The following is a 15623-nucleotide window of genomic DNA, read 5'->3' as shown; positions in this document are numbered from 1 at the left end:
ACCCTGTCATGATCCTGCGGCCCCAAACAGGTTCGCGCCGTGCGCAGGTCTTTCCGGCACCTTTTGCCTGGAAAGAAGGGAAGAGTTGACAACCGCTCCACGAACGAAGGGATCGCGTCCGTCAAGCCGCTCGCTCGGACACGCACCCGCTGGGTGCCGCTATTTCCAACGCAGCTTCGGGAGACGTCGAAGGGACAAGATCGTCGGTGAGCGTCGAGGTTCGAGTAATTCGAGGTGTCCCGGCGGGCCGAGAAGTAAGCGGTGCTCTGACATGGCCGCGTCATCGGCCTCGATGTCACGAACCGTGACGGCGACCCGAACCGGCGCGCGCGCCCCCTCCTCGATGACCTCGCGTCCTGCCAGTATCCAGAGTACGGCAAACGCGATCAGGGAGAGCAGACCTATGAGGGTCGCGTTCCAGTTCGGCACTTCCTGCACCATCAGCACAACGAGGCCACCAACGGCGATTGCCGAAGCATATCCTCTGGTTGCGTGCGGATTCCTCGCCATGATTGATGATCGCCGAAAGAAATCGCTTTCTCGTGAAGCAATTTCATCAATTTGTTGCTGTCGCGAGCTGAATCAACAGCTTGAGTGCGGATGCCGAAAACGCACGCTGTCAAGTCCGTCATGATCGGAATGCCATGTCGATGGATATGGTGCATGCCGAGCGGATCGTCCGCCGTCGCCACCGAGCCGATTGTACACAGAAGCATCGTCGAGCGCTGTAGGTAGGCGCGAGAGAAGTTGCGCCGGCCGGTCCTCGACTCTTCCAGCCCGGTGCGAAACACCCTGAAGACTTCCAGCCGGATTTCTGCGCTCGCCTCGACACCCCTGTGTTGTGCAGCTTGAACGACTAAGTTTCGCTTCTGAGATCATCGCTGGGGCACTCGAATAGACAGCGGGACCACTCTTGGCGATCTCGCGTATCGTCTTTACTGCGGCTGTAGATGTTCGGCCATGAAATCGACGAACGCACGTAGTCTGGGCGTGATCTGCCGGCTGGCCGGCCACAGGACATGGAACTGATCGGTCCCGGTCAACCACTCGTCCAGGATGGACACGAGACGGCCATCGGCGATCTCGTCGCGGATCGCGAAGGGCGGCAGACAGGCGATGCCCATTCCCTCGCTCGCCAGTTCGATCAGGGGGTCGACCGCTGTCGCGCTCATCCGCTCGGGCAGGACGGGCTTCCCCTGGCCTGAAGCACGCACAAAGGGCCAGGGCCGCAGCTTTCCGGTGTCCGGCGAACGCTGGTGAAGACAGTGATGCTCGTGCAGGTCGTCAGGGGTGAGCGGCACTCCATATTGCGCCAAGTAGTTGGGTGACGCGACGATTTTGAGGCGGAACCGTCCGAGATGGCGGCTCATCAACAAGCTGTCAGAGGGTTGCCCGGTCCGAATGACAGCGTCGAACCCTTCCTCCACGACGTCCACCAGCCGGTCCGTGAAATCCAGGTCGAGTTGAACCTCGGGCCAAGTGCGCATGAAATGAGCCATCACCGGCGTCAGCAACATGCCGACCAGCGGGAGACTCACACGCAACCGGCCCCTCGGGGTTCGATTGGACCGGGCAAGCTCGGCTTCGGCCGCCTCGATCTCCTCGAAGATGCGGTGGCAGCGTTCCAGGAACAGTCGCCCTTCTTCGGTCAGGGTCATGTTGCGCGTGTTGCGATGGAACAGCCGCGCGTCCAGCCGTTGCTCGAGCCGTGCCACCGCCTTGCCGACTGCCGAGGCTGACAGGCCGAGCTTGCGGCCCGCCGCGACGAAGCTGCCGGTTTCAGCCGACTGCACGAAGGCATCGAACGCCGTGAGCTTGTCCATGTCGTCGCGGTTAAGCGAATTTCCTTCCGCAGTCACCGGAACGCTGGCCCGTTTTTCCGCAACGGTCCGGTCGCTATCCCCTGGACCTCGCAAAACCAGGGAAGCGAACATGATCCCAGCCTTCACGATTCATCCGATCCCGACCACCTTCATCGTCAACGTAATTCACGTTCACCCTGGCAAGCAGGAAGACGCGTTCCGGCTCATCCAGGATGTCGTTCACTATGTGGCCGAGCGGAAGCCCGGATTTCTATGGAGCAACCTTGCCAGGAGCACCGATGGACTGACCGTCGTGAATATCGAGGCGATATCAGACCCAAAAGATGTCGAGATTTTCTTCTCCGATCCGGTGTTCGTCGGCAAGTTTCAGGCGCTCGAAACTGTTTCGTCCAGCGAGTTCCACACCTACACGGTGGGCGACCTTGTACTTCCGAGGGCTTCGGCATGACGGCGCGAGCCGATCGGCTGCCGATGGCCGGGCTATGTGCTCTGGCGGTCGCTGGCTTCGTCACGATCCTGACCGAGGCCCTGCCGGCCGGACTTCTTCCGCAGATCGGGGGATCGCTGGGGGTGAGCGAGGCCATGGCCGGCCAATGGATCAGTGTCTACGCCTTGGGATCGCTCCTCGCTGCGATCCCTTTGACCGCGGCGACGCGAAGCTGGCGCCGACGACCGCTTCTGCTCGGCTCCATCGTCGGGTTCATGATCGCCAACCTGATAACGGCCCTGACCGGGAGTTTCGCCGTCGCGATGGCGGCGCGTTTTGTCGGCGGGGTATCGGCCGGCCTGCTATGGGCGCTCCTCGCTGGCTATGCGGTTCGCATGGCACCGCCCCGTCTCGCGGGGCGAGCCATGGCCGTGGCGATGGCAGGAACGCCCGTGGCGCTTTCTATCGGGGTACCGGCCGGTACGTTTCTGGGCATGCTCGCCGGCTGGCGGCTCACCTTCGGCCTGCTCAGCCTCATCGCGCTGCTACTGGTTGGCTGGATCATCGCGAAAGTTCCGGATTTCCCTGGCGAACCTGAAACGCAACGCCCATCGCTGACTCAAGTCTTTGCAGTGCCGGGCGTGCGGCCGATACTGGCGGTGACGCTCTGCTTCGTGCTGGCCCATAATCTCCTCTACACCTACATCGCGCCCATCCTGGCCGACTACCGCATGCCCGACCGGATCGACGATGTTCTACTAGTCTTCGGGGGTTCCGCACTCGTCAGTATCGGACTGACGGGCGTGCTGATCGACAGATGGCTGCGGGCTTTGCTTTTCGCCGCGATCGGATTGTTTATCGTCGCGGCCTTCACGCTTGCCGTTACGAGTGGAGCGTCCCTCGCGATCTATGGCGCCGTATTGATCTGGGGTCTGGCATTCGGCGGGTCGGCGACGGTTCTTCAGACCGCATCGGCACGCACGGCAGGCCCAGCGGCCGATGTGGCGCAGGCGATGATCGTCACGGCTTGGAATATCGCCATTTTCGGCGGAGCCGTCCTGGGCGGGATCATCCTCGAAACCGCCGGACCGAGCCGCTTGTCGTGGGCTGGAATCGCCCTGCTGGCCGGAGCCGTCGCAGCGGCATCGTGCATGATGACTAAGCTGGAGCCGAACACATGACGGCGCCATCTTGGTCGTTGGGTGTGCCCCTCTCAATTACGAAGGATCGTCGTGACTTTGCTGTTCAGCGTTCGTCGGCACGGCGAGAATGCCCAGCACGACCACGTGCATGTCCTCGACATGGCCGGACGAACCTTCTTGGATGACACCGTCGACGTCTCGATGGACGCGATCGTCAGACGGGACGATGTCGATAACGCAAGCCTGTATCGCCCACCGGTTAGATTTCTGAAGGAAACGCCAACGTCATCGGTGCCGGCAAGTTCTTATGAATAAGATTAGCCGTCACAGTTATGAGCGGCGGAGGAGCCGGTTTTTCCGGCCTTCTCGATCACTCGGATTCGGTGATTGCGGATGTGATGAATTCCATCCTGCTTCGGTGGTGATACTGGGGGGCGGATTGGCAAGTGGTATTACCTGCGGCCCATTCGACGGGAACCAATATTGAGGCTCGGAATTATTCCTCCCGACACCGATCTTGGAGGGACGCCCCATGAAGTTTACTGCGATCGCCGGCGCGGCAATGGTTCTTGCTTTCACGGCCGGGACTACTCTGGCTGCACCATGCAATACCGGTTCAACCACCGATAAGAGCTCCAAGTCCGACACCGGCAGCAAGAACCTCGCTGGTGGCGAGCAGCCTGCATCCCCAGGCACCGTCGGCGCGATGAACAATGTCGGTGCCAACCAGGGCCTTGGCGATAAGCCGGGTGCGGGCGCTTCCGCCACCAAGGGAAATGAGGAGCCCGGCAGCAAGAATCTCGCAGGTGGCCAGCAGCCTGCCGCCCCGGGCACCGTTGGCGCAATGAACAATGCCGGCGAGAATCAGGCCGTCGGCAAGAAGGGCGACGATTGCTGATCGTCCATCCGCGATAATACCGACATCAGACCCGCCCGGTTCGCGCCGTGGCGGGTTTTTTTGATTGTCACGTGGTGAAGCCTGATCGTGGCTCAACCCGTCTGTATCACGCCCGGCAATGCCACGGGGTCGCAAGTGGCCGGGATCCGGTGCCGGATCAGGTTCGCACGGTCTGCTCAGAGGGGCAGCATCCCGGTCGATGCGTGGACCCGACTGCCACCGAAGATGACCTGCTGCTGCAAAGGGAGGCGGGACAGGCCGTAGATGAGGCGTGATTCGGCGAAGGCGCTGACGGTATCTAGAGCGGCACGATGCTCAGGCGATAGAGTCAGGTCGAGCGCCGCTACGTTGTCCTTCACCTGCGCCGGCCGGCTCACGCCCATCAGGGTCGAGGCCACGCCCGTCCGACCTACGACCCATGCCAGGGCGATCCGTGCCGGGGGCTGCCCGATCTCGCTAGCGATCTGGCGCACCGCGTCCACGATTTCCCAATTGCGTGGCGTGAACAGGCTGTCCCCGAAGGGGTTGGCGCCATCGAGACGTCTGTCTTTGGCCGTCCGCTCCTGCCCAGCCATGGCCGTGTCCGTTGGTAGCCCCGAGCCACGCGGGGAGCCCGCCTCGACGGAAGCACGCTCGTACTTGCCCGTGAGCAGCCCGTAGGCGAGGGGAGACCAGGGCACCATCCCCATGCCGAACTCGGCGCCGAGCGGGATGTGCTCGTCCTCGACCTCCCGGTTCACGAGCGAGTAGAAATACTGCAACCCGATCGGTCCCGGCAGGCCACGCACGGAAGCGAGCGTCGCGAGCTTGGCCGCGTACCAGGCAGGAGTATTCGACAAGCCCCAGTAGCGGATCTTGCCCGACCGAACGAGGCCGGCCATCGTCTCGAGCAGTTCCTCCGCCGGCGTGAGTCCGTCCCAGACGTGCAGCCAGTACAGGTCGACATAATCCGTTCCCAGGCGGCGAAGCGATCCGTCTATTGCGGCGTGGACATGCTTGGCACCGCAGCCACCCGCATGCGGTCCGTTCCCAGCGGCGAAACCCGACTTGGTGGAGAGAACGATTTGGTCGCGCAGGCCCCGCTCGGCGACGAAGCGGCCGAGCATCGTCTCGCTGGCGCCGCTTGCGTAGATGTCGGCTGTGTCGACGAAGTTGCCGCCTTGCGCGACATAGGCATCGAACACTGCGCGGCTGCCGTCTTCGTCGAGGCCCCAGCGTGCCGTGCCGAAGGTCATGGTGCCCAGCGCCAGGGGGCTCACGGCCAGGCCCGAGCGGCCGAGCGTCCGATAATGCGTCAGATCCATTGTTGCACCTCGCTAATCACCGAGATGAGGATAGGGTCGTGGCAACCCGGCGATTAGCTCCGCTGGTCGGCATGGGTTCGTGAGCGGAATGCATCAATGCGGCGCGGCGATCTCGACGATCTGGCGGCCTTCGCGGCCGTGGCGCGCGTCTGCAGCTTCACCCGCGCGGCGGCCGAACTCGGCCTTTCGCCCTCGGCCCTCAGCCACGCGATTCGTGGATTGGAGACGCGTCTCGGTGTTCGCCTTCTCGCACGCACGACGCGGAGCGTCGCCCCGACGCCAGCCGGCGACCGGCTTCTGCGCACGATCAACCCGGCGCTGGAAGAGATCGCTCGGGGACTCGCGGCGCTCGCCGACTGGCGGAGCGAGCCTTCGGGTACCATCCGGCTCACCACGTTTTCATACGCCGCCCGCACGATCCTCGAACCGTCGCTTCCCCAATTCCTCCTCGACCATCCGGCGATCTCCGTCGAGGTTCTCGTCGACGACCGTCTCGCCGATCTGGTCGCTGCCGGCTTCGACGCAGGGATACGCTTCTGCGAAGCCGTGGAAGGCGACATGGTGGCGGTGCGCGTCGGCCCCGATCTCCGCACGGTGGTCGTCGGCACGCCGGATTACTTCGCACGCCATCCTCGGCCCGAGACCCCGGCCGATCTGGAGCACCACAATTGCGTCAGCTACCGTCTGATCGGCGGTGGCGGTCTCCTGCCATGGGAGTTCGCTCTGGACCGACGCGACATACGCGTGCGCGCAGGCGGCCAGTTCATCGTCAATGATGGCGCGCTGGCAGCCTCCGCGATACGTGCGGGCGCGGGCCTCGGCTACATGCTGGAGACGGATGTCGTAGAGGATGTGGCGGCCGGCCGGTTGATCCAGGTGCTGGACGATTGGTGCCCGCCATTTCCAGGCTGTCATCTCTACTTTCCCAACCGCCAGATCTCGCCCGCGCTTCGGGCATTGGTCGATACGTTGCGGTGGAAGAATTCCGAACCACGCGATCCTGCGGAATGAGGGCGGTGCTGCCACGTCGCAGCGCCGGCTGGGGTCGGCTACGCGTTCTGCGCGGACAGCACATGAGCGACGATCGCGTTGGCGTGACCGTGACCCATTCCGTGTTCTTCCTTCAGCATCGACACCAGTTCCATGTGCTTGGCGGGAAGTCGGTCTCTCACCAATCGTTTCCAGTCACCGATCGGGCGTCCGTACTTCTTCTCGATGGATGGAAAGTAAGATGCAGGTCCCTTGGCGGCCTCGGTAGACATGTGAGCGTTTTTCCCATGCATTGACCGGCATCAGCTTCGCCAAAAATCGCCTTCATCGCAACCTCTTCGCATGAGTCGGCGCGGCGGCCGGACCGCAAATGCCGGTACGGATTGCCCGGAGCCCGTCGGATTCAGTGCCGGGCGTCAGACGGGGACGCCATGCACTGGTCCTGCCACGGGACCACCCTCGACATCCAAGACGGCACGAATCCTCATGCGATCCTTATAAGATCGTCCTCGCGTCCCTCTCGAACCCTAATGCGGTTCCGAGCCACATCGGAGGGCGAGCGCGACCGGTCACGGCACCGGCGCGCCGAACCGAAACGGACGCTCCATGCTCGATCTCACCTTCATTGCCCTGGGCCTCGGCTTCTTCGGCCTGGCCGCCGGCTACGCCGGCCTCTGCGAACGCCTCTGAGGCCCCCGCCATGACCCTCGACCTGATGCTGGGCGCCCTCGTGACCCTTGGGCTGCTCGGATACCTCACCTATGCCCTCGTCCGCCCCGAGCGGTTCTGAAGGAATTCCCCGATGAGTCTCAACGGCTGGTTCCAGATCGCGCTGTTCTGCGCGGTCGTCGTCGCGCTCGCCCGTCCGCTTGGCGGCTACATGTCCCGTGTCTTCACGGGCGAGCGTACGCTCCTCTCGCCCGTGCTCTCACCCGTCGAGCGCGGACTCTACCGCATCGCCGGCATCAATGCCGAGCAGGAGCAACACTGGCTGGCCTACGCGCTGGCGATGCTCGCATTTCACGTCCTCGGCTTCCTGTCGCTCTACGCGCTGCTGCGCGTCCAGGCGCTGCTGCCGTTCAACCCGGACGGACAAGCCGGCGTCGCGCCGGACCTCGCCTTCAACACCGCGACGAGCTTCGTCACCAACACCAACTGGCAATCCTATGGTGGCGAGACGACGCTGTCGTACCTCACGCAGATGCTGGGCCTGACGCACCAGAACTTCCTTTCGGCCGCCACCGGTATCGCGCTCGCCGTCGCGCTCGTGCGTGGCTTTTCACGGGCCTCGGCGAAAACCGTGGGCTCGTTCTGGGTCGATTTGACCCGCACGACCCTCTACCTGCTGCTCCCGCTCTGCATGGTGCTGACGCTGTTCTACGTCTGGCAGGGCATTCCGCAGACGCTTTCCGGCGCCGTCGAGGCGACCACTCTGGAAGGCGCGAAGCAGACCCTCGCGGTCGGCCCCGTGGCGAGCCAGGTCGCCATCAAGATGCTGGGCACCAATGGCGGCGGTTTCTTCAACGCCAACGCCGCGCATCCTTTCGAGAACCCCACCGCGCTCTCGAACTTCGTTCAGATGGTCTCGATCTTCGCCCTCGGTGCGGCGATGACCAACGTGTTCGGGCGAATGGTCGGCGACGAGCGCCAGGGTTGGGCCATCCTCGCCGCCATGGGCGTGCTGTTCCTGGCTGGCACCGCCATCGTCTACTGGGCCGAAAGCGTGGGCAGCCCCGTCCTCAACGGCCTCGGCCTCACCGGGGGCAACATGGAAGGCAAGGAGGTCCGCTTCGGGATTCTCGGCTCTTCACTATTCGCCGCCATCACTACGGCGGCCTCCTGTGGCGCGGTCAATGCGATGCATGACAGCTTCACGGCGCTCGGCGGCATGATCCCACTGATCAACATGGAACTCGGCGAGATCATCGTCGGCGGCGTCGGCGCGGGTCTCTACGGCATCCTGGTCTTCGTCATCGTGACGATCTTCGTGGCCGGTCTCATGGTGGGCCGTACGCCGGAATATCTCGGCAAGAAGATCGAGGGCCGCGAGGTCAAGATGGCGATGCTCGCCATCCTGTGCCTGCCCCTGATGATGCTGGGCTTCACGGCGCTGGCCACCGTCGTCGCGGCCGGCCTCGCGGGGCCTGCCAATGCCGGACCGCACGGCTTTTCGGAGATCCTCTACGCCTTCACCTCGGCGGCGGCCAATAACGGCTCCGCTTTCGGTGGGCTCACGGCCAACACGACCTTCTACAACACCACCCTCGGCCTCGGCATGCTGTTCGGTCGCTTCTTCGTCATCATCCCGGCGCTGGCCATCGCGGGATCGCTGGCAGCCAAGAAGACCGTGCCGGCCTCGGCCGGGACCTTCCCGACCCATGGCGGCCTGTTCGTCGGACTGCTGGTGGGAGTGATCCTCATCGTCGGTGGACTGACCTTCTTCCCGGCGCTCGCCCTCGGACCAGTGGTGGAGCACCTCGCCGGCGGCCTCGGGCAGACATTTCCGGCGGGGGGCTGAGATGCGTCGCCTGTCGCTTCCCCACTCCGCGCCGAAACGATCCGTCGTCCGCCGGGCGCTCGCCCTGCACCGACCCCGTCCCCCGACCTGGAGCCGGGTTCAACGAGACCGCCACGACCTCCGCATTTCGGATGTGATCCTCGGCATGCTCGGCCTGATCCTCCTCGGCGCCCTCTGCATCATGGCAGGAGCCGACCTGCTGACCCGCGCGCTGGCACCCTGAGCTCCGCTCGACGGCGCCGCCCCCAAATGCCTCCCTATCGGACACCCGCAATGGCCCGCCCAAACTCCTCCAGCCTGTTCAGCGCCTCCCTCGTCGGGCCGGCACTCCTTGGCGCCCTGACCAAGCTCGATCCCCGCAGGATGATCCGCAACCCGGTCATGTTCGTGGTCGAGGTCGTGGCTGCCCTGACCACGATCCTCTTCGCTCGCGACGTTCTCACCAGCGGGGCCAACCTCGCCTTTTCCGGTCAGATCATCCTGTGGCTCTGGTTCACCCTGATCTTCGCCAATTTCGCCGAAGCCCTCGCGGAGGGGCGTGGTAAAGCGCAGGCGGACATCCTGCGCCGCACCCGGACCGAGATGACGGCCAAGCGCCTCACCGGCTCCGGCCGCGAGATCGAGACCGTTCCGGGCACGTCCCTCAAGGTCGGTGATGTGGTGCTGGTGGAGGCGGGGGATCTGATCCCATCCGACGGCGAGGTCATAGCCGGCGTCGCCTCCGTCAACGAGGCCGCCATCACCGGTGAATCCGCCCCGGTCATCCGCGAATCCGGCGGCGACCGCTCGGCTGTCACCGGCGGCACTCAGGTGCTTTCCGACGAGATCCGCGTGCGCATCACCGCCGCCGCCGGCTCGACCTTCGTCGACCGCATGATCGCCCTGGTGGAGGGCGCTTCGCGACAGAAGACGCCCAACGAGATCGCGCTCAACATCCTGCTCGCCGGCCTGACCCTCATCTTCCTGTTCGCGGTGGCGAGCATCCCGAGTTTCGCGAGCTATGCCGGCGGCGCGATCCCGGTCATCGTCCTCGTCGCGCTGTTCGTCACGCTGATCCCGACGACGATCGGCGCGCTCCTCTCGGCCATCGGCATCGCCGGGATGGACCGGCTGGTCCGGTTCAACGTCCTCGCCATGTCTGGCCGCGCCGTGGAGGCGGCCGGTGACGTCGATACCCTGCTCCTCGACAAGACCGGGACCATCACTCTCGGCAACCGGCAAGCCACCGAGTTCCGACCCGTGCGCGGTGTTTCCGAACAGGATCTGGCCGACGCCGCCCAGTTGGCGTCCCTGGCCGATGAAACTCCCGAGGGTCGTTCCATCGTGGTGCTGGCCAAGGACAAGTACGGCATCCGCGCCCGCGACATGGGAAGCCTGAACGCCACCTTCGTGCCCTTCACCGCCCAAACGCGAATGAGCGGCGTCGATGTCGACGGTTCCTCGATCCGCAAGGGCGCGGTGGAGTCGATCATCGCCTCGGTGAGCCCTCAGCCCGTGGCCGCGCGCGGATCGAACACCGCCCTGGCCTACGCCCCCGGACCCGCCACCGACATCGTGCGTGAGATCCAGGCCATTGCCGACGACGTCGCGAAGGCCGGCGGGACACCGCTCGCTGTGGCACGCGACGGGCAACTGCTCGGCGTCGTCTACCTGAAGGACATCGTGAAGGGCGGCATCCGCGAGCGCTTCGCCGAGTTGCGCCAGATGGGCATCCGAACGGTGATGATCACCGGCGACAACCCGATGACGGCGGCGGCCATCGCGGCCGAGGCCGGCGTGGACGACTTCTTGGCCCAGGCCACGCCAGAGGACAAGCTGGCCCTGATCCGCAAGGAACAGTCCCAGGGCAAGCTCGTGGCCATGTGCGGCGACGGCACCAACGACGCCCCGGCGCTTGCCCAGGCCGATGTCGGCGTGGCCATGAATACCGGCACGGTGGCGGCCCGCGAAGCCGGCAACATGGTCGACCTCGATTCCGATCCGACCAAGCTCATCGAGATCGTCGGCATCGGCAAGCAACTGCTGATGACGCGGGGCGCGCTGACCACGTTCTCCATCGCCAACGACGTCGCCAAGTACTTCGCCATCATCCCGGCGATGTTCCTCGTGCTCTACCCGCAGCTTGGGGCGCTCAACATCATGCGGCTGGCCTCGCCCGAGAGCGCGATCCTGTCGGCGATCATCTTCAATGCGCTCATCATCGTCGTGCTGATCCCGCTGGCGCTGCGCGGTGTGTCCTACCGCGCGGTCGGAGCCGGCGCGCTTCTGCGGCGCAACCTCCTGATCTACGGCCTCGGCGGTATCCTGGTGCCGTTCATCGGCATCAAGGCCATCGATCTCGCCATCACCGCGCTTCACCTCGTCTGATCTCCCCGCACCTCGTCCGAGCCGCCAAGCCAACTCACGACAGGCATACGTCCATGTTGACCCAGCTTCGCCCCGCTTTCGTCCTGCTGATCGCCCTGACGGCACTTACGGGGCTCGCCTATCCCTTCGCGATGACCGGCCTCGCGGGGGCGATCTTCCCGGCGAAAGCCGCCGGGAGCCTGATCGAGCGCGACGGCAGGATCGTCGGCTCCAGCCTGATCGGACAGTCTTTCACCGGTGCGGGGTATTTTCACGGTCGGCCCTCGGCGACGAGCGCCGCCGACCCGGCCGATTCCACCAAGACTGTTCCGTCGCCCTACAATGCCGCGAATTCCTCGGGCTCGAACCTCGGTCCGACGAGCGCCGTCCTGGCGGAACGGGTCAAGGGTGACCTCGACGCTCTGAAGGCCGGGAATCCCGGCCAGCCGGTACCCGTCGATCTCGTCACTGCGAGCAGTTCGGGCCTCGATCCGGACATCTCGCCGGACGCGGCCCAGTTCCAGGTTCCCCGCGTCGCCAGGGAGCGCGGCCTGTCGGAGGACAGGGTGCGCTCCCTCGTGGAGGCTCAGATCCAGGGCCGGCTCGTCGGCATCCTCGGCGAGCCGCGCGTGAACGTCCTTGCCCTCAACCTCGCCCTGGACGATCTGAAGCCAAGATAATCTTGCCGCGTCATTCTTTCCGCATGTCGGGCCGCCCATGCCGATGCCTCATCGCGATCCGGACCGTCCCTCGCCCGACGCGCTGCTCGAGGCCGTCCGCCGGGAAGAGGGACATCGCGGCCGTCTCAAGGTGTTTCTCGGGGCGGCTCCTGGCGTCGGCAAGACCTACGAGATGCTGACCGTCGGACGTGCTCGGCTCAAGGCCGGGACGGACGTCGTCGTTGGCGTGGTCGAGACACATGGCCGGTCCGAGACCGAGACTCTCGTCGAGGGCTTCGAGGTGATGGCCCGGCATTCCATCGCGTATCACGGCACGATGCTGGATGAGATGGACCTCGACGCCTTGCTCCTGCGTCGGCCCGCCCTGGCCCTCGTGGACGAGCTCGCCCACACCAACGCGCCCGGCTCGCGCCATCCCAAGCGCTACCAGGACGTCGAGGAACTCCTCGACGCCGGCATCGACGTCTACACCACTCTCAACATCCAGCATGTCGAGAGCCTCAACGACGTCGTCGCCCAGATCACCCGCATCCGCGTGCGGGAAACCGTGCCGGACGGTGTCTTGGACCGGGCCGACGACATCGAGGTGGTCGATCTCAGCCCCGACGACCTGATCCAGCGTCTGCGCGACGGCAAAGTCTACGTGAAGGGGAACGCCGAGCGCGCGCTGAAACACTACTTTTCCCGGGGCAATCTCACGGCCCTGCGGGAACTCGCGCTCCGCCGCACCGCCGACCGGGTCGATGACGAACTTCTCAGCCACATGCGGGCCAATGCCATCGCGGGTCCGTGGGGCGCGGGCGAACGGGTCCTCGTCTGTATCAGTGAGGATCCGCGCTCGGCCGGCCTCGTGCGCCACGCCAAACGTCTCGCGGACCGGCTGCACGCGCCCTGGACCGCCATCACGGTCGAGGGCCCTCGAACCCTCTCCCTCGACGAGGCCGCGCGCGACCGCATCGCCGACACCCTGCGCCTCGCCGACCGCCTCGGCGGCGATGCCGTGACGATCCCGGGGGGCCGTCGCGTCGCCGACGACATCCTCGCCTATGCCCGCTCGGCGAACGTCAACCACATCATTCTCGGCAAGGCCGACCGCTCGCCCTTGTTCGAGCTGTTCCACGGCTCAGTGGTGCACGATATCGTCCGGCGCTCCGGCACGATCAGTATCCACGTCATCGCCGGCGAGGCGATCGAGGCGGGTCCGGTTCCGCCGAAGACGGTGGCGACGGCCCCGGCCGTGCGTGCCTTCAGTCCCGGTCACTATGTCCTTGCCCTGAGCGCCACAGCTTTAGGGCTCGGGCTCGCGCTTGTTTTGCAACCCTATCTCGGCGTCGAGAATGCCGACCTCATCCTGCTGACCGCGGTGGTGGCGGTGGCGGTGCGCCTCGGGCTAGGGCCGTCGCTGGCCGCGGTGCTGGCCGCCTCGCTCGCCTACAACTTCTTCTTTCTCCCGCCGGTCTACACACTCACCATCGCCGACCCGACCAACGTCGCCGCGTTCCTGCTCTTTACGGTGGTGGCCGTGGTGGTCTCGAACCTCGCCTCGCAGACCCGCCGGGAGGCCAGGGTCTCGCAAGGGCGTGCCCGTGCAACGGAGCGACTCTACGGTTTCAGCCGCAAGCTCGCCGGCTGCGGAACCCTCGACGACGTGCTCTGGGCCACGTCGGCCCAGATCGCCGCCATGCTCAAGGTCCGCGTCGTGCTCCTGTTGCCCGAGAACGACGTCGTCTCGGTGCGCGCCGGCTTCCCACCCGAGGACAGGCTGGATGCGGCCGATTTCGGCGCGGCGAAATGGGCCTTCGACAACGAAAGGCCGGCGGGACGCGGCGCCGACACCCTGCCGGGCGCCAGGCGGCTCTTCCTGCCGATGCGCACGGGGCGCGGCATCGTCGGCGTGATCGGCCTCGATGCGGATGGCATCGGCCCCCTCCTCACCCCGGAGGAACGACGCCTGTTCGACACCCTGGCCGATATGGCGGCGCTCGCCATCGAGCGCGTCCGCCTCGTGGAGGATCTCGACCGCGCCGAACGCGCCGCCGAGACCGACCGTCTGCGCCAAGCCCTGCTCACCTCGATCTCGCACGATCTGCGCACGCCGCTCGCTTCGGTGCTGGGGGCGGCCACGACCCTGCGCGACCTCGATGGGGCTTTGGCCCACGAGGCCAAGGCCGACCTGCTCACGACCGTCATCGCGGAATCGGAGCGTCTGAACCGCTTCATCGTCAACCTCCTCGACATGACACGGCTCGAGGCGGGGGCGGTCGCCGCCAACCTCACCCTGCAGGATGTCGCCGAGATCGTGGACACGGCCCTGCGTCGCCTCGGGCCCATTCTGGCAGGACACCGTGTCGTGCTGGATCTGCCGGCGGGTTTGCCGGCCCTGCGCCTCGACCCCGTCCTGTTCGAGCAGGTGCTGGTCAACCTCCTCGACAACGCCGCCAAATATGCCCCGGAGGAGTCCACCGTCACCGTCCGGGGCTCGGCCGAGGGTGGGCGGGTCCACCTCGCGGTGCTCGACGAGGGCGACGGCCTGCCTGAGGCCGATGTCGAGCGTGTGTTCGACAAGTTCTATCGCGTCCGCAAAGGCGACAGCGTAAGGGCGGGAACGGGGCTCGGCCTCGCCATCGCACGTGGTTTCGTCGAGGCCATGGGTGGCACAATGACGGCGGGAAACCGCCGTGACCGCCTCGGCGCGATCTTCACCATCGTCCTGCCGGTGCCCGGACACAGCCGGGCGGATCTCGCCGCATGAGCCTGAACATCCTCGTCATCGACGACGAACCGCCGATCCGCAAATTGCTGCGCATGGGGCTCGCGACCCAGGGCTACGCGATCTTCGAGGCGCCGAACGCCCGCATCGCCCTCGACCTCCTGGCCAAGGAGGCGATCGACCTCATCATCCTCGACCTCGGGCTGCCGGACATGCGGGGGCACGACCTCTTGCGCCGCATCCGCGAAGACCATCGCGACCTGCCGGTGGTCGTCCTATCGAGCCGCGACGACGAGCCCGGCAAGGTCGAGGCCCTCGATCTCGGGGCTGACGATTACGTGACGAAGCCCTTCGGCATGGGCGAACTCCTCGCCCGCATCCGCGCGGCCCTGCGCCATCAGCTCGCCGTCCAGGGCGAGCGCGCCCTGTTCGAGGTCGATGGCCTCAGCGTCGATCTCGTGCGCCGCATCGTCCGGGTGCGCGGAGCGGAAGTGAAGCTCACCCCGCGCGAGTACGATTTCCTGCGCGTGCTGATCCAGCATGCCGGCAAGGCGCTCACCCACGCCCAACTCATGAAGGAGGTTTCGACCTCGTCGGACCCGCAATACCTGCGTGTCTACATGCGCCAGCTTCGCCTCAAGCTGGAGGCCGATCCCGAGCGGCCGCGCATCCTCCTCACCGAGACCGGAATCGGCTACCGCCTGCGCGCGCCGGAGGACGATGCCCGGACCTGACATGCCCTGACGCAAGCACCGACGGCTGCATGGGCAATGGGCATGCGTCGC

General features: G+C 65.6%; 17 protein-coding genes. 12 read left to right on the top strand and 5 right to left on the bottom strand.

From position 1 onward, the window contains the following. Nucleotides 1-159: 159 nt before the first annotated feature. The 3 genes from ACYQOP_RS03695 to ACYQOP_RS03685 form a co-directional block, all read right to left on the bottom strand. Nucleotides 160-447 carry a hypothetical protein gene (locus tag ACYQOP_RS03695; protein WP_056423430.1) on the bottom strand — a complete coding sequence of 96 codons (288 nt, stop codon included), beginning with the start codon at nucleotides 445-447 and terminating at the stop codon, nucleotides 160-162. Further along, nucleotides 441-791 carry a hypothetical protein gene (locus ACYQOP_RS03690; RefSeq protein ID WP_461221199.1) on the bottom strand — a complete coding sequence of 117 codons (351 nt, stop codon included), beginning with the start codon at nucleotides 789-791 and terminating at the stop codon, nucleotides 441-443. Before ACYQOP_RS03690 ends, ACYQOP_RS03695 begins: the two co-directional genes overlap by 7 nt. Nucleotides 792-935: 144 nt before the next feature. Further along, nucleotides 936-1823 carry a LysR family transcriptional regulator gene (locus ACYQOP_RS03685; RefSeq protein ID WP_461225184.1) on the bottom strand — a complete coding sequence of 296 codons (888 nt, stop codon included), beginning with the start codon at nucleotides 1821-1823 and terminating at the stop codon, nucleotides 936-938. Between the two features lie 109 nt (nucleotides 1824-1932). Here ACYQOP_RS03685 and ACYQOP_RS03680 point away from each other — a divergent pair, with 109 nt between their 5' ends. The 4 genes from ACYQOP_RS03680 (at nucleotide 1933) to ACYQOP_RS03665 (ending at nucleotide 4290) form a co-directional block, all read left to right on the top strand. Then, nucleotides 1933-2271: an antibiotic biosynthesis monooxygenase gene (locus tag ACYQOP_RS03680; protein WP_461221198.1), complete on the top strand. Its 339-nt coding sequence runs from the start codon at nucleotides 1933-1935 to the stop codon at nucleotides 2269-2271. Then, nucleotides 2268-3431: an MFS transporter gene (locus ACYQOP_RS03675; protein ID WP_461221197.1), complete on the top strand. Its 1164-nt coding sequence runs from the start codon at nucleotides 2268-2270 to the stop codon at nucleotides 3429-3431. The genes ACYQOP_RS03680 and ACYQOP_RS03675 overlap by 4 nt, the downstream gene beginning before the upstream one ends. Nucleotides 3432-3482: 51 nt before the next feature. Further along, complete coding sequence (locus tag ACYQOP_RS03670) at nucleotides 3483-3707, top strand: hypothetical protein (RefSeq protein WP_056423442.1); 225 nt, start codon at nucleotides 3483-3485, stop codon at nucleotides 3705-3707. Between the two features lie 217 nt (nucleotides 3708-3924). Further along, the gene (locus tag ACYQOP_RS03665) at nucleotides 3925-4290 is read left to right on the top strand and encodes a hypothetical protein (RefSeq protein WP_056423446.1); all 366 of its coding nucleotides are present in this window, start codon (nucleotides 3925-3927) and stop codon (nucleotides 4288-4290) included. Between the two features lie 176 nt (nucleotides 4291-4466). Here ACYQOP_RS03665 and ACYQOP_RS03660 read toward each other — a convergent pair whose 3' ends face one another. Next, nucleotides 4467-5594, bottom strand: a complete 1128-nt coding sequence (locus ACYQOP_RS03660; protein WP_461221196.1) for an aldo/keto reductase — start codon at nucleotides 5592-5594, stop codon at nucleotides 4467-4469. Between the two features lie 96 nt (nucleotides 5595-5690). Between ACYQOP_RS03660 and ACYQOP_RS03655 the strand changes: the two genes are divergently transcribed. After that, the gene (locus ACYQOP_RS03655) at nucleotides 5691-6605 is read left to right on the top strand and encodes a LysR family transcriptional regulator (protein WP_461221195.1); all 915 of its coding nucleotides are present in this window, start codon (nucleotides 5691-5693) and stop codon (nucleotides 6603-6605) included. Between the two features lie 38 nt (nucleotides 6606-6643). On the opposite strand, the gene ACYQOP_RS03650 is transcribed toward ACYQOP_RS03655, so the two are convergent. After that, a complete protein-coding gene (locus ACYQOP_RS03650) occupies nucleotides 6644-6856 on the bottom strand; it encodes a DUF4287 domain-containing protein (protein WP_461221194.1) in 213 nt (70 codons plus the stop codon). Nucleotides 6857-7284: 428 nt separating this feature from the next. Between ACYQOP_RS03650 and ACYQOP_RS03645 the strand changes: the two genes are divergently transcribed. Genes ACYQOP_RS03645 through ACYQOP_RS03615 form a run of 7 tightly spaced genes read left to right on the top strand, consistent with a single transcriptional unit; the run spans nucleotide 7285 to nucleotide 15572 of the window. After that, nucleotides 7285-7374, top strand: a complete 90-nt coding sequence (locus ACYQOP_RS03645) for a K(+)-transporting ATPase subunit F (RefSeq protein ID WP_056423457.1) — start codon at nucleotides 7285-7287, stop codon at nucleotides 7372-7374. Between the two features lie 12 nt (nucleotides 7375-7386). Next, on the top strand, nucleotides 7387-9102 hold the full coding sequence (gene kdpA, locus ACYQOP_RS03640; protein WP_461221193.1) for a potassium-transporting ATPase subunit KdpA: 1716 nt from the start codon (nucleotides 7387-7389) through the stop codon (nucleotides 9100-9102). Between the two features lies 1 nt (nucleotide 9103). Continuing rightward, the gene (locus ACYQOP_RS03635) at nucleotides 9104-9325 is read left to right on the top strand and encodes a hypothetical protein (protein ID WP_311274325.1); all 222 of its coding nucleotides are present in this window, start codon (nucleotides 9104-9106) and stop codon (nucleotides 9323-9325) included. A 50-nt stretch (nucleotides 9326-9375) separates the two neighbouring features. After that, nucleotides 9376-11469: a potassium-transporting ATPase subunit KdpB gene (gene kdpB, locus ACYQOP_RS03630; protein ID WP_461221192.1), complete on the top strand. Its 2094-nt coding sequence runs from the start codon at nucleotides 9376-9378 to the stop codon at nucleotides 11467-11469. 53 nt (nucleotides 11470-11522) lie between these two features. Further along, entirely contained in the window at nucleotides 11523-12128 is a 606-nt protein-coding gene (locus ACYQOP_RS03625) for a K(+)-transporting ATPase subunit C (RefSeq protein WP_461221191.1), read from the top strand. Between the two features lie 37 nt (nucleotides 12129-12165). Beyond that, complete coding sequence (locus ACYQOP_RS03620; RefSeq protein ID WP_461221190.1) at nucleotides 12166-14880, top strand: DUF4118 domain-containing protein; 2715 nt, start codon at nucleotides 12166-12168, stop codon at nucleotides 14878-14880. Then, nucleotides 14877-15572 carry a response regulator gene (locus ACYQOP_RS03615; RefSeq protein WP_207409889.1) on the top strand — a complete coding sequence of 232 codons (696 nt, stop codon included), beginning with the start codon at nucleotides 14877-14879 and terminating at the stop codon, nucleotides 15570-15572. Before ACYQOP_RS03620 ends, ACYQOP_RS03615 begins: the two co-directional genes overlap by 4 nt. Nucleotides 15573-15623 lie beyond the last annotated feature (51 nt).

The organism is Methylobacterium sp. CM6247, from assembly GCF_054817925.1.
This window is presented reverse-complemented; position numbering and strand designations above follow the sequence as displayed.